The sequence below is a fragment of the Streptomyces sp. NPDC001339 genome (assembly GCF_042895955.1).
Taxonomy (GTDB): domain Bacteria; phylum Actinomycetota; class Actinomycetes; order Streptomycetales; family Streptomycetaceae; genus Streptomyces.
Window position 1 is genome coordinate 414,985 of the sequence record NZ_JBIAWT010000004.1, and the last position, 16,558, is coordinate 431,542.

A 16,558-nucleotide genomic window follows, 5' to 3' on the forward strand; every position below is an offset into this window, starting at 1 on the left:
TCCGGGACGCGGGCTACGCCGTGGCCCTGCCCGCCGAGGACAGCTCGTCCGCCCCGGACAGCTCGTCCCTGCCCAGGCCGTAGATGTCCCGGAGCCAGTTCTCCTGGTAGACGGTGTCCAGGTAGTGGTCCCCCAGGTCCGGGGAGATCGCCACGCCGACGATGTCCCGCTCCGCGCGGTTCGCGGCGATCCACTGCTGTGCGCCGCTGAGCACGGTGCCGGTGGAGCCGCCGAGGACGAAGCCGTGCCGGACCAGGCGGTGGCACATCCGGATGGTGTCGGTCTCGGCCACATGCACCACGTCGTCCACGTACGAGTCGTCGAGGATCTGCGGGCGGACGCTGGTGCCCAGGCCGGGGATCATGCGCGGGGCCGGCGGTGTGCCGAAGGTGACCGAGCCGACGCTGTCGACGGCGACGACGGTGACCGAGGGCCGGTTCTCCCGGAAGTAGCGGGCGCAGCCCATCAGGGTGCCGGTGGTGCCGGCACCGACGAAGAGCACATCGAGGTCCGGGAACTGGGCGGCGATCTCGGGCCCGGTGGTGCGGTAATGGCTCTTCCAGTTACCGCGGTTGGCGTACTGGTTGAGCCATACGTAGCCCTCGCCGCTCGCGCACAGCTCCTTGACGTAGCGGATGCGGGCGCCGAGCAGGCCGCCGTCCTCGTCGGGCTCGGTGATGATCCGTACCTGGGCGCCGAGGTTCTCCATGCGCTGGCGGTTGGTCAGCGTGCACCGGCTGTCGGTGACGCAGATGAAGTGGTAGCCCTTGCTCGCCGCGACCAGGCTCAGCGCGACGCCGAGGTTTCCCGACGACGATTCGACCAGGGTCATCCCGGGCCGCAGGGTGCCGGCCCGCTCGCCGCTCGCGATCATTTCCACGGCGGCCTTCAACTTGATGGAACCGGCGAAGTTGAATCCCTCGCACTTGAGGTAGAGATGCTCGCCGAGCACGGACTTCAGGTCAATGAACAGATCCGACACATTGAATTCATGCGGTGCGGATATAACAGGCATGTCTGGTCCTCCCGGCCGCAGGGGTGATCCCGTAGAAGGGTTTGCGGCTACTTTTTTCCGTGCCGGGAAAGCTCGTGGAAGAAGCCGCCGATCTCGTGCAGTTCACCCTTGGTGGCGAGGGCGTCGTACACATGCTTGGCGACGGTCAGGTCGAGCACGCCGAGGCCGAACGGCGAGAACACCACGGGCCGGTTCCGCGGAATCTTGACCGTTCCCGTCATCACGTGGTGCAGCGTCCCGTTGATGAAGTACCGGTTGCCCACCTGCTGCTCGACCAGGTGCACCGAGGTGTTCGCCTTCAGTACGTGCTCGATGTCGTCGACGACGTTGGACGAGGCCTTGATCACCTCGGGACCGAGGTCGCGCAGCGAGACATTGAGCACCACCGGGTTGTGGGAGAACCACGCCGGGTTGGTGACGTGCGGAGTGCCGGCGACGGTCGCGAAGATCACCAGGTCGCTGTTGCGGATCAGGCTCTCGGCGGAGTCGTGGATCGTCGTACGCGAGGTGCAGCCGGCCGACCGCAGGTGGCTTTCGAAACCCGCGGCGTACTCGGAGCTGAGGTCGTGGATACCGATCTCGTCGAATTCCCAGCCGGTACCGGCGAGATAGGTGTGGATGTACCGGGCGATGAGGCCGGTGCCGATGAAGCCCACCCGGGTCGGACGGCCGGCGTCACGGGTGAGCCAGTCGGCGGCCAGCGCCGCGGAGGCCGCCGTGCGGACCGCGCTGATGATGGAGCTCTCCATGCAGGCGAACGGGTAACCGGTGTTCCGGTCGTTCAGGATCAGCACGGCGGACGCCCGCGGCAGTCCGGAGTTGATGTTCTCGGGGAAACTCGAAATCCACTTGATGCCGTCGACCCCGACCTCGCCGCCCACCGAGGCGGGCAGCGCGATGATGCGCGACGACGGCCGGTCCTCGAACTTCAGGAAGTAGGAGGGCGGGTTGACGGTGTCGCCGGTGCCGTGCACGCGGTACGCGTAGTCGACCAGATCGACGATCTGCTTCTCCTGGCCGTCCACAACTCGGGAAACCTGCTCACCCGAGATGACGGAGAACGACGGTACCTCAGTGCCAGAGGAGGGCATGGAAACTCCACCATTGATCTGGGATGGTGACGTCGGTCCGCGGTCTGCGGGCGCGTCAGGGGGCGTCGGTGCCGGAAAGCCACACTTCCCCACTCCACTGACGTTTCGATGACCATTCGATTACCGCTCCGACCGCCTCGGGCGTGGCCGGATTCGTCATCGATCCGTCACTGGCGGGTCAGGGGGAGCGGGTAAAGTCCGGTTCCTTAGAGGCGCTGCGTGCGGCGTCGGACAACCGACTGCCACCGGGAGGTCGTGATGCGCGTCGTTCTCGGGGAGGACCTCTTCCTCCTGAGAGAAGGCATGGAGCGCCTGCTGGCGGCCCACGGCTGCGACATCGTCGCATCCGTCGACAACGCCCCCGAACTGCTGCGGGCGCTGCTGGACGAACGGCCGGACGTGGCCATCGTGGACGTACGGCTGCCGCCGACCTTCACCGATGAGGGAGTCCAGGTCGCGCTGGAAGCACGCCGCCAGATCCCCGGACTGCCCGTGCTGGTGCTGTCGCAGTACGTCGAGCAGCTGTACGCCCGCGAACTGCTCGCCGACGGTGAGGGTTCGGTCGGCTATCTGCTCAAGGACCGGGTGCTCAACAGCGGCCAGTTCATCGAGGCCGTGCGCCGCGTCGCCGACGGCGGCACCGCCATGGACCCCAAGGTCATCGAGCGCCTGCTGCACAACGGCGCACGCCAGGAGCCCCTGGGCCAGCTGACGCAGCGCGAGCTGGAGGTGCTGGGCCTGATGGCGGAGGGCAAGTCGAACGCCGGTATCGCCGAGTCGCTGTTCGTCACGGACAAGGCCATCGGCAAGCACATCAACAACATCTTCAGCAAGCTCCAGCTGCTGCCGTCGAAGGACGACAACCGGCGGGTGCAGGCGGTGCTGACGTACCTGAACAACGACGCGTCCAAGGGCGGCGGGCCGGCGGACCGGACGCCGGCCGGTACCCCGGCGGCCGCGCGGCTCAGCACCCCGCCGCGCATGCCGCCCGGGTCGTTCGCCACTGCCTGACCTCGACCCGTACCGGCGCCGCCGACGGCCGTGCCGCCACGGCCAGCGCCGCCGCGTACCCCTCGCCGGCCGGTACCCCGTACAGCGACCAGTGCCCCGGCACCCGCCCTTCGGGGTCGGTGAGCGGTGTGCCGTCGTCGGCGTCCGGCCCGGTTCCCACCGGCAGCCGCAATCCGTTCACCATGCGGTTTCCGGCCGCCTTGACCCACGCTTCCTTACGGGTCCACAGCCGGGCGTAGCGCGCCGCCGACTGCGCCGGGCCGGCCGCCGCGCGGACGAAGTCCGCCTCCGCGGCCGGGAACCAGCGCCCGGCGCTGCGCGACCGGTCGGCCGGGCGGATCCGCTCCACATCGATGCCGACCGGTCGCCGCGCGGCGACCGCCAGCAGCGCCAGATCCGCGGAGTGGGAGAGGTTGAAGCACAGCTGTGGATGGCCGTCCAGGGCGGGCTTGCCCCAGCGGCCGTGGGAGTAGCGCAGCCGCTCCGGCGGCAGTCCCAGGTAGCCGCCGAGGACCGAGCGGGCGGCGCCGTGCGCGAGGAGGAAGCGCCGCCGGTCGTCGGGGAGCGCCCGCGCACCGCGCTGCCGTTCCTCGGGGCCGAGCAGCGCGGCCAGGCGGGCCACCATGTGCGGTGGCCCGGACAGCGGTATCCGCCAGACGTGCACGGTGCCGTCCGGCGGATACCCGGCGTCGGTCACCCCGCCGGTCACGCCGCCGCGGCGCCGAAGTCGACGACACAGAGGGCGAGTTCCCCGCGGCCGGTGTCGTCGCCCGGCCCGTGCGGTACGTAGTCGGCGACGACGACCGTGCCGCCGTCCCGGATGAAGCGGGGCAGCTCCGCGGCCAGCCGTCCCCACGCACCGGTGCACGGGAACTCCGACGACGCCGGTACGACGTCCGTCGGCGCTCCGGAGGGCAGGGTGATCCGCTCCGGGGTGAGACCGGTGCCGACGATGAGCTCCGTCACCCCGCCGTCCAGGACCTCGCCCAGCCGGCCGTAGGCCTCGTCGAGGGTCAGCCCCGGGTACTGCCGTACGTCGGTCGGTGCGCCGGGGCCGTCCGCGGACAGCAGGAGGGCGGCGGCGCCGTCCCGGGCCTCCGGGCCCTGGCGGGGCGGCTCGGGGTCGGCGGGCGAGGTCGTCTGGTCCATGGCCGTGACCAGGACCCGGTCCGCCCGGCCCGCCGCGGCGTACTGGCCGGCCAGCCGCAGCGCGGTGTACGGGGTCGCCTCGCCCTGGTCGCTGAGGGAGAACGCCAGCGGCGTGCCCGGGACCGTCTCGGTCAGGTACGAGACCCCCGAGGTCCGGGGGTCGAAGTCCGGACGGTCGGAGGCGACGACGACCAGGTCGATCGGCTCCTCGAGGGCCGGCAGGGCGTCGAGCAGGCCCTCGGCCAGGTCGGAGAAGGTGTTGCGGTTCGCCCGCTCCAGCCGCTCCTGGTCGAAGGTGGTGCCGTACAGCTCGGCCATGTCCGCGTAGAGGCGGACCAGGAAGGGGTCGGCGGGGGCCGGCGGCCGGCCCTCGAAGGCGCGGTGCGCGGCCCCCGCGAGGCGCAGCGTCACTGTGCGGCGGCCACGTAGTCGGCCAGCGTACGGACGGTGGCGAAGTGGCTCATCTCCAGCTCTTCGGTGTCGAACTCGACGTCGAAGACCTCCTCCAGGCGCATCAGCAGGTCGAGGACGCCGGTGGAGTCCAGGCCGTAGTCGTCGAAGAGGTTGGCGTCCGGGCCGAGGTCGGGCAGTTCGCGTTCCAGTACGTCGGCGAGCGCCCCGCGCACGGCGGCGATGGTCTCCTGCGCGGCGGATTCAGCGGTCTGTGACATGGCGGTACTCCTGAGAAGAGTGTGGGGTGGTCAGTTGTCGGTCTCGGCGGCGGGCGCCGCGGCCGGGTACAGGCGCTGGCGGCGCAGCAGGTCCTCGGGGAACTCCCGCTCGCCGACCAGGTGGTCCCGGCCGTCGATCACCAGCACCTCGGCGGGGTAGCCGTGGCTGAGGAAGTGCACGGGGGAGGCGGTCGGGCCGTACGCGCCGGAGCGCTCCACGCCGATCAGGTCGCCCGTGCGCAGCGGCGGCAGCTGTACCTTCTTGCCCAGCGTGTCGTTGGGCGTGCACAGCGGACCGGTGATGTTCCAGCTCTCGGTCTCCGCCTCGCCGGTACGGTTGAGCAGCCGGATGGGGAAGTTCCGCTTGACGAAGGAACCGATGCCGACGGCCGCCATGTGGTGGTTGGTGCCGCCGTCGACCACCGCGAAGTTCTCGTTCATCGACGTCTTCACGTAGCGCACACGGGAGACATAGGTCCCGTAGGGCGCGGTGAGGTAGCGGCCCAGCTCGTTGATCAGCCGGGTGTCGGGGTGGCGGGCGGCGAACTCCTCGATCACCGGGTTGAGCAGTGCGGTCAGCCGCTCCTGGTCGAGGTCGCTCTCCCCGTCGAAGTACGCGACGCCGAAGCCGCCGCCGAAGTCGACCAGCTCCAGCGGGAAGCCGAGCTTCTCCGACAGCCGCTCGGCGAGGTCGAAGATGCGGCCGGTGTTCTCGGCCACCACCTCCTCGCTGAGGATGCGGGTGCCCATGTAGACCTGGACGCCCATCAGCCGGATGTGGGCGTGCTGTGCGGCCAGATCGGGCCGGTCGAACAGCTGGGTCTCGTCGATGCCGAACTGCCGCGGCTTGCCGCCCATGGTCAGGCCCGAACCCTTGACCGCGAAGCTCGGGTTGACGCGCAGCGCCACGGACGCGGTGATGCCGCGCTCGCGGGCCAGCTCGTCGATGAGGGCCAGCTCGTCCAGCGACTCGCAGATGATCGCGTAGATGCCCTCGTCCAGACAGGCCGCGATCTCGGCGCGGCTCTTGCCCGGCCCGAGGAAGATGATGTCCTGCGGCGCGATACCGGCCCGCCGGGCGGTGACCAGCTCGGTCATCGAGGAGATCTCGGCCCGGGCGCCCTGCGCGCCCAGCAGTGCGCAGACGGAGATGTTCGGGTTCGCCTTGAGCGAGAAGAAGATCTCCGCGCGCGGGTGGAGGCGGGCGCGGAGCGACCGGAAGTTCGCCGCCAGCGCGTCGCCGTCGTACACGTACAGCGGGGTACCGTGCCGCTCGGCGATCTCGGTGATGCCGATGCCCTGGATCTCGAACTCAGCCGGCATGGGGGGCTCCTTCCGCCGCCGCGGCCAGCCGGGCGGTGATCTCGGTGTCGATCGCGGCGACCTGTTCCGCGGTGTCGCCCACGACCAGGCCGTACAGCCGTCCGTCGGCGGACGCGCCGGACTCGGCGCGGGTGTGGACGGCGGCGTTGACGGTGGCGTAGTTGTTCACCAGCAGTCCGGCGCCGTCGGGGCTCTCCAGCAGCAGCCCGTCGAGGGTGCGGCGCAGCTCCTCGAAGGGGAGCGGCGCGGTGAGCTTGAGGGGGTAGTGCCGGGCGAGCGCGGTACGTCCCTCGCCGACGAACGCCTCCTGCAACAGGACCTGGTAAGTGGACATGTTGTTGCGGGCGTTGATCTCGATCACCGGGAAGAGCGTGCCGTCGGGCAGCAGCAGGGCGTCCATGCCCGCCACACCGAAGTAGCCGTCGGCGGCGAGGCGTGCGCCGATGCGCAGTCCGGCGTCGGTGAGCTCGGCGAGCTGGTCCGGGGAGAGCCGCGCGGGCATCCGGTGGCCCTTGTGCGTGCCGTTCTCGGTGATCGCCTCCTTGACGAAGTCGAACCGCACCGAGCCGTCACGACCCACCGTGACCTGGTAGTTCAGATCGGCCTGCTTGGTCACCCACTCTTCGAGCACCAGCCCGGCCCGGTCGCTGCCGGCCGCCTCGGCGCGGGTGAGCACCATGCGGTGCACCCGGTCAAGCCGGCGCTCGCTCTCGATGACCATGATGCCCTTGCCGGACACACCGTAGGCGTCCTTGAGGACCAACTTCCGTCCCTGCGCGAGGAGTTCACGTGCCTCCTCGAGGGCGGCCGTGAGCTCGGCGACGGTGTCGCAGGCCCAGCCGCGCGCCTGGCGGATGCCGAGGGCATCGGCCACCCGGCGGCTGTAGATCTTGCTGTTGACCGCCTTGCACACGGCCGCCGTCGGGTGTGCCAGCGGCAGTCCCGTACGCTCGGCGAACTCCTCCTCGATGGTGGAGACGCCGTGTGCGTAGAGCATCAGGCCGTCCCGCGCGGCGGCGTCCGCGAGTGTGGCCTGGAGGGCCGGGTCGGCCAGCGCGTCCTGCGAGACCGTACGCGCCGGATCGGACTCGGCGACGACGTGCACGGTGGGCAGCGCCAGGCCGAGGCCGCGCAAGTACGCCAGGTAGTCCGCGTCCGGCCGGGTCTTGAGCACGACGTGGTCGCGCTCGCCGGCCAGCAGCATGGCGAACTCGTCCATGGAGTTCACCACGGCACCGCCGCCGGTGAAGCCCATCCGCGGCAGGCCCGGTTCACCGACCGCCCACTGCTCCTCGACCTCGAAGTTGCCGAGGAAGACGAACGCCGCCTTCTCGTCCCCGGCCACCGCCGCCTTCAAGCGGGCGTTGAAGCCCGGCAGCAACGTTTCCATGTTGTCCCCTCGCCCGGTATGGCGGCTCAGTGCTGCACGACCATCGCCGAGAACGTCGCGCCCAGCCCGACGGCGGTCAGCAGATACCGCGCGCCGGGGCGCAACCGGCCGAGCTGGCCGGCCGTCCCGTAGTTGATGAAGGGATCCGCGCTGAAGCAGTGGCCGGTCACCGGAATGTTGTCCAGAAAAATTCGTTCCAAAGGGAGGTCGAAATTGTTCGCGATCCCTTGCCAGGAAATGATGTTCACGCTGTGCGGAATGATCAGGTCGATATCGCCGAGGGCGGTACCGGAATCCTCACAGGCCGCCAGCATCACCTCGGCCAGCGCCTCCGGGTACAGCTTGTCGAATTCCGGGGGCGACGCCTCGCCGGTGATGACTTCGTCGTGGAACTGCCCGTAGGTCCGCGTGGCCCCGCCGAGCACCCGGTCGGCGTCCCCCGCCCGCCCGTGGCGTACCAGGACGGCCGCCGCGGCCTCACCCCCGACATTGCTGCGCGGTACGCACCGGGCGATCGGGGTGAAGGTCTTCTCACCGGCGAGGACGAGCGCCAGCGCGTCCGGATCCCCGTCGGCCGCCAGCAGCCGGCCGCAGACGTCCACCGCCTGGAGAGCGCTGGCGCAGGCCTGGCCGGTCACCGAGAAGGCGGTGGCGTTCGTCAGGCCCAGCTCCGCGCCGATCCGCCGCAGCGCACCGGTGGGGTCCGGCCTGCTGCTGGGAAAGGTACGGGCCTGGACCAGGTAGCGGACCCGCTCCTCCTGGCCGCGGAGCTCGTCCAGCTTGGCCGCCGCGGTGAGCAGCAGCTCCTCCTCGTCCCGCTCCGGGTCCCGGCACACCTCGGACAGCCCGTAGAAGCGCTCGAAACGGCGGATCTGCCGGGCGTCCAGCCGGGATTCCTCCCGGAGTTCGGAAATCGGAACACTCGGGGGAAGGAATGTGGAAACAGCTGCGAAGGATGTCATCCGGTCGCTCCGGAAAGTCTCGGCACGCGCGCCCCCGTACGTTGGTCGCTCCAGCGATGCGTTTTCCCGGACAGTCTGGCCAGTTCGGCTGACAGCCCAGTGACCGGTTGATGACGGACACTCCGTACGCGGGCGTGTGTATCGCGTTCGGGCCGGAACTCCAGTAGTGCTAGCACTACTTCGCATGGCGTTCTAACACCTGTGTGCTTCCGCAGGCGCATTACTGAGCATGGAACGTGCCGCTCCGTCCCCGCCTCCTCCGGTGTGCCAGGCGGATGGGGCAGGGAATCCGGAGCGGCCGGACGGACCGGACAGAACAGACCGGGCAGAGAGGTGGACTGGTGGGAGTGACGGGTGTGACGGGCCTGAGAACGGCCGTGGCCAGGACGGCGGGCTGGAGTGCGCGGCACCCCTGGCCGGCGCTGTCCCTGTGGCTGGGGATCGTCGTGGTCTCCGCGACCGCCGGGGCCCTGGCCCTGGACACGCCGGTCGACGAGGTGTTCGGTGACGCGTCCGGTGGGCACATGACCTGGTACGTCGCCGTGGGCAGCGGCACCGTCCTGCTCCTGCTGATCGCGCTGTTCGCCGCGGTCGCACCCGGGCTGGTGTCGCTGCTGGTCACCCTGGGCACCGTGGCCGCGGCCGCCGGCTGGTGGGCGGTGGCGGCCCGGCTGCTGCCCGACCTCGGCCCCTCCGCCTCCGTCCTGGCCCTGGTGGCCGTTCTGGGGACGGCGCTTGCCGTCACGCACTGCGTGCTCTACCTCCTGTCCGAGCGCCAGGCCCGCCGCTTAGTTCCGGGCCGGCCGCGGGCCACCGGGACGGTGCCCGAATCCAGCCGCACCGTCCTGTGCTCCGGCGGTGTGACGATCACGGTGGCCTGCGGGCTCTACGTCCCGGGCGACGCGCCGCTGGCCTCGGTGGCCACCGGGGTCGTGCTCACGATGGCCGCCCTGATGACGGCCTCGATCACCGTGCTCCCCGCGGTCTCCGCCCGCTTCGGCAGATATCTGGACCGGCCCAGGCTGCCGTTCCTGTGGCGGCTCACCTACCGGCTCGGTCCGCCGCGGCTGTGGCCGTTGCTGCTGCGGCCCAGCGTCCGGTGTGCCGGGTGGACCCTGGCGGGCGCCGTGGTCCTGCATGCCGTATCGGCTCTGCCGCTGGTGTGGTGGCAGCCCAGACCACCCGGTGAGCCAGCCGCGCTGCGCTACGACATAACGGGCCTCGACGGCTGCGGAAGCACCGCCCTGAACGGCGCCGCGATGGCCAGCATCACCGTGCTGCTGGCCTTCGCCGCGCTGGCCGCGGTCTCCCGCTCCGCCCCGGCGGCCGCCGTGGTCACGATCCCCGCGGCACTCTCCGCGGTATCCGCCTGCGGCCTGTCCACCCCGCTCCTGTGGCTGACGGAACCCGAACAGATCCTGGACGCCTGGGAGTTCAACGCCTCGGCCACCTGGCCGCCGCTGCTCGCCTTCGTCAGCGCACTCGCCGTATCCGTCCTCCTGCTGCGCGGCGTCGTCCTGCGTGCCGTGGCACTCCGGACCGCCGGGATGGCCCCCTCAGAGGCCGCCGCGCGCGCGGTGGCACACGCCTCGGACGGTATGACCTTCACCGCCGTCGTCCTGTGCGCCGTGTTCCTGCTCGGTGCCTGTATGGGCTCGGCCGCGGTAGGGCAGCTGTGCGTCGTGCCGGCCGTGTCCGTCGTGCTCACCGTCACCTTGGTGCGGGCGCTGACCCTGCCCTCACTGATCATTGTCATGGCCAAAACCCGCCGGGTGTCACCGTGCCGCCCGGCAACAGGGGTTTTGCCCCCTCAGAAGTAGGCCTAGCACCCCTGCTTCCCGGGGCCGGCCCCCGCAGGATGGATACCGCACGGCACCGGGGCACGCCCCACACCAAGCCCCGCACCAAGCAGGAACCTGGAGACGACAGAGATGACCGCAGTCACGTACACGTCCGTGGAGCGCGCCCGTCAGGGACGGAACTGGTTCACGGCCGGCTGGTTAGCGATGGGTCGCGGCCTCACCATGTTCTTCCTCGGCCTGCTGGCCGTCTTCCTCGCATGGTTCGCCCTCGTCGGGATGTCCCTGGCGCTGCTGGGCTTCGGCCTCTTCCTCGTGCCGGGCCTGATCGCGGCCCTGCGCTGGTCCGCCAATGCCCAGCGGCGGCTGACGGGTGCCACGGGCGTGCAGATATCCGAGCCCTATCCTCCCCTTCCCCAGGGAGGGGGTGGCTGGAAGGGCGCCTGGCGCAGATGCGAGGCGGTCCTCACCGACAGCGCGACCTGGCGGGACATGCTGTGGGCGCAGTGCGCGGTCACGGTCACCGGCCTGCTGGCCATCATCCCCTTCGGGATGCTCGTCCACGGCCTGTTCGGCATGCTGCTCCCGCTCATCTGGGAGCCGGTCATCAGTGCCTGGGACGGCACCTGGTACATGTTCGTTCCCGTACGCAGCGAGGACGCCGCCTGGATCGCCGGCGGTCTCGGCCTGCTCGAGATTCCGATCGGCCTGCTGATCGCTCCGTATGTCCTGCGGCTGCACGCCCGCATCACCCACTCCCTGCTGGCGCCCACGGCCAAGGCCGAGATGAGCCTGCGCGTGGAGCACCTCTCGCGGACCCGTACCGACCTCGTGGACTCCTCCGCCGCCGAGATCCGGCGCATCGAACGCGACCTGCACGACGGTGCGCAGGCCCGGCTGCTGGCGATGGGCATGAAGCTGGACGCGGCCGAATCGCTGCTGGACGAGAACCCGGAAGCCGTACGCACCCTGCTCGCCGAGACCCGCGATGCCTCCGTACGGGCCCTGGAAGAACTCCGCGACCTCGTCCGCGGCATCCATCCGCCGGTGCTCGCCGACCGCGGCTTGGTGGACGCCGTCCGCTCCCTCGCGATGGAGAGCCGCCTCCAGGTCCAGGTGACCGCGAACCTCCCGTCCCGTCCGGAGCCGGCCGTGGAGTCGGCCGCCTACTTCGCCGTCTGCGAGCTGCTGGTCAACGCGACCAAGCACTCCGGGGCCCGCCGGGTCCTGATCGACATCCAGTACCGGGCCAACGCGCTGGCCATGACCGTCACCGACGACGGCAACGGCGGCGCCGACCTGGAGTCCGGCAGCGGCCTCCTCGGCATCCAGCGCCGCCTGGCCGCCTTCGACGGCACCCTCGGCATCAGCAGCCCCCTCGGCGGCCCCACCACCGCCAACGTCCAAATCCCCTGCACCCTGACGGCGATGCCCTGACCACCACCATCCCCTCCACCAAGAGGCCCGGGTCCCCGACCCGGGCCTCTTGGCTTGCACCTGCCGCCGGGGCGGGGCTTGCGCCCGCCGACGGGGCGAGGCTTGCGCCTGCCGACGGGGCGAGCGCGCCGCCACCGGTCCCTCGGTAGTCCATCAAAATCGGGCCTCTGAGCCCGCTCGTCAGCACGGTGGTGCTGACACGTCAGCACAGAAAATCGGGACAAAAAGACCCCCCTGACTGCGTTTCCGCAGGCCAGAGGGGTGTATTCGTGTGGAGCCTAGGGGAGTCGAACCCCTGACATCTGCCATGCAAAGACAGCGCTCTACCAACTGAGCTAAGGCCCCTTCGCGGACCAGGGTACCTGGTGTCCGTGGGCTTTCCCGACCGGGTATCGCCGCGCACCCCGGCTCTCCGTAGGATGCTTCGCGAGATTCGCGGCAGCGAAGCGATGGGGAGAGTGGGGAGACGGCATGGACGCAGCACAGCAGGAAGCCACCGCGCGGGCCCGGGAGCTGCAGCGCAGTTGGTACGGGGAGCCTCTGGGTGCGCTGTTCCGCCGTCTCATCGACGACCTCGGGCTCAACCAGGCCCGGCTGGCCGCCGTGCTCGGTCTGTCCGCGCCGATGCTCTCGCAGCTGATGAGCGGGCAGCGCGCGAAAATAGGCAACCCGGCCGTGGTGCAGCGGGTCCAGGCGCTGCAGGAGCTGGCCGGCCAGGTCTCGGACGGGAGCGTCAGCGCCGCCGAGGCCACCGAGCGCATGGAGGCGATCAAGAAGACGGCGGGCGGCTCGGTGCTCAACAACACCGCACAGCAGACGTCGTCGACGGGGGCGACCACGGTGCGGCGCGTGGTCCGTGAGATCCAGTCGCTGCTGCGGTCGGTCTCCGACGCCGGGGAGATCATCGACGCGTCCCACGCCCTCGCCGCCACACACCCCGAACTGGCAGAGTTCCTCAGGGTCTACGGTGCCGGCCGTACCGCGGACGCGGTCGCTCACTACGAGGCGCATCAGGGCTAGGGCCCTAGGGCTGTCGGCCTTGGCGCCACGGCGAGCCGGACCACAGGGGACGTTTCGAGTTCAGGGGGCGGACGGGGCGCGATGGGTGAGATCTTCGCCGGCCGGTATGAGCTGATCGACCCGATCGGGCGGGGCGGGGTGGGAGCCGTATGGCGCGCCTGGGACCACCGGCGGCGCCGCTATGTGGCGGCCAAGGTGCTTCAGCAGAGCGATGCGCACACGTTGTTGCGCTTCGTCCGCGAACAGGCGCTGCGGATCGACCATCCGCATGTGCTGGCCCCGATGAGCTGGGCCGCCGACGATGACAAGGTGCTGTTCACCATGGATCTGGTGAACGGCGGCTCGCTGGCCCATCTGAGCGGCGACTACGGGCCGCTGCCACCGCGGTTCGTGTGCACGCTGCTGGACCAGTTGCTGGCCGGGCTGACCGCGGTGCACGCGGAGGGTGTGGTGCACCGCGACATCAAGCCGGCGAACCTCCTTCTGAAAGCCACCGGCACCGGCCGGCCGCATCTGCGGCTCTCGGACTTCGGCATCGCGATGCGCAAGGGCGAGCCGCGGCTCACCGAGGCCAACTACGTGGTGGGAACGCCCGGTTACTTCGCTCCGGAGCAGATGTTCGGTGCCGAACCGGACTTCCCCGCGGATCTCTTCGCGGTCGGCCTGGTGGCGATCTACCTGCTCACCGGGGTCAAGCCGGACCCCGACGCGTTGATCGGGCACTTCGAGCACGGCGTCCCCGATGCGCCCGAGGGCGTGCCGGAGCCGCTGTGGCAGGTGCTGGCGTCCCTGGTGCACCCGAACCCGGACTGCCGGTTCAAGACGGCCACGGGGGCGCGTAAGGCGGTGCTGTCGGCGGTCGAGCTGCTGCCGGAGGCGACGATCGAGGAGGAGGTCGTCGAGGTCTTCGACCACATCGGTCCGCTGCCGGCCGGGTACGGGCCGGACGGGCCGCTTGCGGCCGGGGAGCCGGGCGGACGGCTGACGGCCGAGGGATCGGGCGGACAGCCGAGGGCGGGGGCGGCCGACGGGCCCGCGAGTTCCGGTGGGGAGGTGGGGAGCGGCGCCAGCGGGAGCACCGGGGCCACGGGGACCACCGGGGCCGCTGGGTCCACGGGGGCCGCTGGGCACGGTTCCGCGTCTCTGTGGGGAAGCGGCGGCTTCCCCCTCGCGCCTCCGGAGCCGAGTACCCCGCCGACACCCGCCTCACCGCCCCTCCCCTCGCCCGCTCCCTCGCCTGCTCACCCGCCGATGCCCGCGCAGGCCCCGTCCCCGTCTCCGTCTGCGCCTCCGCCGCCCGCGTACGAGCCCACGGCCGGCGGCCGACCGCAGAACCCCGCGACCCGTCCCTACACGGCGGGCCCGTACCCGGTCCCCGGGCAGCGGTCACCCCAGGATTCCCCCGCCACCCCGGCTGCCGCACCGCCCGCTCCCCACAGAAGACCGGGATCGAGAAGACCGGGACCACCCGCGAAGGTTGCCGTCCCGGTGCTGATCGTGGCGCTGTTGTGCATCGCGGTCGGGGTCTGGGCGCTGCTCTCGGCCTGACGACAGGGCCTACCTGCCGGGCGCGGACCGCCGTGCCAGCAGAGTCCACACCCCCAGGCCCACCAGCAGCACCGCGCCGGTGCCGATCCCGGCGTAGCCCACCGTCATCAGAGTGCCGCTCCGTTCCACTGCCTGAGCTGTCCGGCCGCTGTGCGCCGTCTTCTGGTCCTCCGGCGTGACGGTGAAGATGCCGGCCGGTTCGGCGTAGCCGGGTCCGGGCTTGGGGGTGCCACGGACATCCACGCGCAGGGTGAGCTCGGTGCCGTCGGGGAAGTACCGCGCGGTGTCGGGGTGCAGGCTGACCTCGAGGTAGTACCAGCCGGCGAACCGCATCGCATTGACCGAATGGCTCGGGTCGAAGCGGTTGCCGTAGTCGACGGGCGCCGTGAACTTCTTGGCGGTGGCCTGCTTCCCCCTGTAGGCGACGAAGTGGTCGGTGCTGACCGCGCCCCGTGCCGGGTTGTAGACGCTCAGCCCGAGTGCGTCGGTGAGGAAGGCCGACGAGGCGGAGGAGCGGGGCGAGATGGGCGAGCGAGGTGAGGCGGGTGCGCGGGACGAGGTCGGAGAGGAGGATCGGGAGGAGGGCCGGGAGGGCGAGGTAGGTGGGGTGGACGAGGTAGGTGGGGTGGACGAGGTGGACGGGGCGTTCGGCAGGTCGGCGCTCAGGTTGAGGCGCTGGCCCCAGTCCACCGGTACGCGGTAGAAGCGGGTCTCGCCCGGCCTGATGTGGTCCTTCCAGACCCCTGTACCGACCGAACCGGCGTCATTGAAGCCGGTGCCGCCTTCGACGGTGCGCCGGGTGGTGTCAGTGCGCGGGGCGGGCGCCATGGTGCCCCAGGTGCCCTTGCCCGGCCGGGCGGGGGCGCTGCCCCTGAGCAGGGGCTCGTTGACGTAGTCCAGCTCGATCGGCCAGGCGCCGGGCCCGGACGTCGCTGCTCCCTTCCGGGTGACCACGACGTAGTACGGGCCGGCCTTCTGGCAACTCGTGCGGTCGGCGCCGATGCGGCGGGTGGCGTAGTCGGCGATGGGGTACGCCATACCGCCGCCGTTGAAGGTCGGCGACGCCTCCGCGCTACAGGTCCGGCCGTCGCCGTCCTGGACGCTGATGGTGAGCTCGTCCTTGTAGTCCTCGACCTTGGTGCCGGGGGAGGGAGCGGCGACCACCGAGAAGTACGCGCTGTGCCGGTCGTCCAGAGTGACCGCGTAGTACTTCTGCTCACCCCTCCCGATGGCGTCGGTGTGCAGACCGGGAGGCAGCCGCGGTGCGTCCGCGACTCCGGGCGTGCCCTTGACCGCTGTGGCGCCGTCCGCCATCCGGTAGGCGGGGACGGTGTCGGCCGAGGCCGTTCCCACCGCCCCCGGCAGCAGCGCCAGCACGCCGAGCACTGCCAGTACGGTGACCGCCCTGCGGCCGTGTTTCACGTGAAACACGGCCCGAGCCATCAGACGCCCCGTCACCATGACCCACCCCTCCTCGGATCCGCATGGCACTTCGGAAGCAGCAGGTGTACAGCGGATCTGAGGGCCGGCGGTAGCCCCGTCGGGCGATTCACCGGCGGCCGCCTGCGTCGCCGGCATGCCGTGCCTTGATCCCTCACGGAGATCCCTCACGGAGATCCCTCAGGAAGGTCCCTCACGGACAGCGACTTTGCTGCTGCAATTTGATGGTGTGCTAAGGCAAACTCATGAGGAGCCCGGTCACGAGCCCCGTCACCAGCCCGGCCACGAGTGTGGTCCCGCATCGCGCTCCGCCCGCCCCCGGATACACGAACCCGGATAGACGAAACCCCGATCACCAGGGGCGATCGGGGTCCGTACGAACCTGCTGTGCGTTTATGGGTCTCAGACACCCGAACCTGCGGGCACGGAGTCGGTCGCCTCCGTCCACAGATCCTGCTCGGCGCGATCCGCCTGGATCTGGCGGTACACGAGGAGCCCGCCGATGGCGGCCAGTGCGACCAGGAGAAGCTTCTTCACCGCGCGACCTCGTCTTTCGTTGACGTAGGGGACCTATGTCGGCCGATGATACACACCGGCCGATACCGATCGGTTACCTAGCCCGCGGTCGGCAACGCCGTAGGCGCGGCAACCGCCGCGAGCCACCTTCCGTCTCCTCCAACGCATCGGCCCGGCCGGGGAGTT

Annotated in this window: 15 protein-coding genes and 1 tRNA gene; 5 read left to right on the top strand and 11 right to left on the bottom strand. The window is 70.6% G+C overall.

Annotated features, from left to right (window positions below; translation table 11 throughout):
- Nucleotides 1-13: 13 nt before the first annotated feature.
- Nucleotides 14-1,015: a 2,3-diaminopropionate biosynthesis protein SbnA gene (gene sbnA, locus ACFY12_RS14055; protein ID WP_390716032.1), complete on the bottom strand. Its 1,002-nt coding sequence runs from the start codon at nucleotides 1,013-1,015 to the stop codon at nucleotides 14-16.
- A gap of 47 nt (nucleotides 1,016-1,062) precedes the next feature.
- Nucleotides 1,063-2,106, bottom strand: coding sequence for a 2,3-diaminopropionate biosynthesis protein SbnB (gene sbnB, locus ACFY12_RS14060; RefSeq protein ID WP_390716033.1), 1,044 nt, complete (start codon nucleotides 2,104-2,106; stop codon nucleotides 1,063-1,065).
- A gap of 258 nt (nucleotides 2,107-2,364) precedes the next feature.
- On the opposite strand from sbnB, the gene ACFY12_RS14065 reads away from it, so the two are divergent.
- Nucleotides 2,365-3,117 (top strand): LuxR C-terminal-related transcriptional regulator, encoded by a 753-nt coding sequence (locus tag ACFY12_RS14065; protein ID WP_390716034.1) that lies wholly within the window; start codon nucleotides 2,365-2,367, stop codon nucleotides 3,115-3,117.
- Here the strand turns inward: ACFY12_RS14065 and ACFY12_RS14070 are convergent.
- Genes ACFY12_RS14070 through ACFY12_RS14095 form a run of 6 tightly spaced genes read right to left on the bottom strand, consistent with a single transcriptional unit; the run spans nucleotide 3,071 to nucleotide 8,612 of the window.
- Complete coding sequence (locus tag ACFY12_RS14070) at nucleotides 3,071-3,826, bottom strand: 4'-phosphopantetheinyl transferase family protein (RefSeq protein WP_390716035.1); 756 nt, start codon at nucleotides 3,824-3,826, stop codon at nucleotides 3,071-3,073. The two genes, ACFY12_RS14065 and ACFY12_RS14070, sit on opposite strands and share 47 nt — an antisense overlap.
- Nucleotides 3,823-4,677 carry a hypothetical protein gene (locus ACFY12_RS14075; RefSeq protein ID WP_390716036.1) on the bottom strand — a complete coding sequence of 285 codons (855 nt, stop codon included), beginning with the start codon at nucleotides 4,675-4,677 and terminating at the stop codon, nucleotides 3,823-3,825. The genes ACFY12_RS14070 and ACFY12_RS14075 overlap by 4 nt, the downstream gene beginning before the upstream one ends.
- Nucleotides 4,674-4,937 (bottom strand): acyl carrier protein, encoded by a 264-nt coding sequence (locus tag ACFY12_RS14080; protein ID WP_390716037.1) that lies wholly within the window; start codon nucleotides 4,935-4,937, stop codon nucleotides 4,674-4,676. Before ACFY12_RS14080 ends, ACFY12_RS14075 begins: the two co-directional genes overlap by 4 nt.
- Before the next feature lie 30 nt (nucleotides 4,938-4,967).
- A complete protein-coding gene (locus ACFY12_RS14085; protein WP_390716038.1) occupies nucleotides 4,968-6,260 on the bottom strand; it encodes a type III PLP-dependent enzyme in 1,293 nt (430 codons plus the stop codon).
- A complete protein-coding gene (locus ACFY12_RS14090) occupies nucleotides 6,250-7,650 on the bottom strand; it encodes an ATP-grasp domain-containing protein (protein WP_390716039.1) in 1,401 nt (466 codons plus the stop codon). Before ACFY12_RS14090 ends, ACFY12_RS14085 begins: the two co-directional genes overlap by 11 nt.
- A gap of 26 nt (nucleotides 7,651-7,676) precedes the next feature.
- Nucleotides 7,677-8,612 (bottom strand): 3-oxoacyl-[acyl-carrier-protein] synthase III C-terminal domain-containing protein, encoded by a 936-nt coding sequence (locus ACFY12_RS14095; RefSeq protein ID WP_390716040.1) that lies wholly within the window; start codon nucleotides 8,610-8,612, stop codon nucleotides 7,677-7,679.
- A 356-nt stretch (nucleotides 8,613-8,968) separates the two neighbouring features.
- Here ACFY12_RS14095 and ACFY12_RS14100 point away from each other — a divergent pair, with 356 nt between their 5' ends.
- Together ACFY12_RS14100 and ACFY12_RS14105 are read left to right on the top strand one after the other, a co-directional pair.
- Nucleotides 8,969-10,432: a hypothetical protein gene (locus ACFY12_RS14100; protein ID WP_390716041.1), complete on the top strand. Its 1,464-nt coding sequence runs from the start codon at nucleotides 8,969-8,971 to the stop codon at nucleotides 10,430-10,432.
- 111 nt (nucleotides 10,433-10,543) lie between these two features.
- Nucleotides 10,544-11,848 (top strand): sensor histidine kinase, encoded by a 1,305-nt coding sequence (locus ACFY12_RS14105; protein WP_390716042.1) that lies wholly within the window; start codon nucleotides 10,544-10,546, stop codon nucleotides 11,846-11,848.
- A gap of 272 nt (nucleotides 11,849-12,120) precedes the next feature.
- On the opposite strand, the gene ACFY12_RS14110 is transcribed toward ACFY12_RS14105, so the two are convergent.
- Nucleotides 12,121-12,193: transfer RNA gene (locus tag ACFY12_RS14110), tRNA-Ala, on the bottom strand.
- A gap of 126 nt (nucleotides 12,194-12,319) precedes the next feature.
- Here ACFY12_RS14110 and ACFY12_RS14115 point away from each other — a divergent pair.
- Both ACFY12_RS14115 and ACFY12_RS14120 read left to right on the top strand, forming a co-directional pair.
- Nucleotides 12,320-12,868 carry a helix-turn-helix domain-containing protein gene (locus ACFY12_RS14115; protein WP_390716043.1) on the top strand — a complete coding sequence of 183 codons (549 nt, stop codon included), beginning with the start codon at nucleotides 12,320-12,322 and terminating at the stop codon, nucleotides 12,866-12,868.
- Between the two features lie 81 nt (nucleotides 12,869-12,949).
- Nucleotides 12,950-14,416: a serine/threonine-protein kinase gene (locus tag ACFY12_RS14120; RefSeq protein WP_390716044.1), complete on the top strand. Its 1,467-nt coding sequence runs from the start codon at nucleotides 12,950-12,952 to the stop codon at nucleotides 14,414-14,416.
- 9 nt (nucleotides 14,417-14,425) lie between these two features.
- On the opposite strand, the gene ACFY12_RS14125 is transcribed toward ACFY12_RS14120, so the two are convergent.
- Entirely contained in the window at nucleotides 14,426-15,877 is a 1,452-nt protein-coding gene (locus ACFY12_RS14125; protein WP_390716045.1) for a hypothetical protein, read from the bottom strand.
- A gap of 381 nt (nucleotides 15,878-16,258) precedes the next feature.
- Nucleotides 16,259-16,393 (bottom strand): DLW-39 family protein, encoded by a 135-nt coding sequence (locus ACFY12_RS14130; RefSeq protein ID WP_003958712.1) that lies wholly within the window; start codon nucleotides 16,391-16,393, stop codon nucleotides 16,259-16,261.
- Nucleotides 16,394-16,558 lie beyond the last annotated feature (165 nt).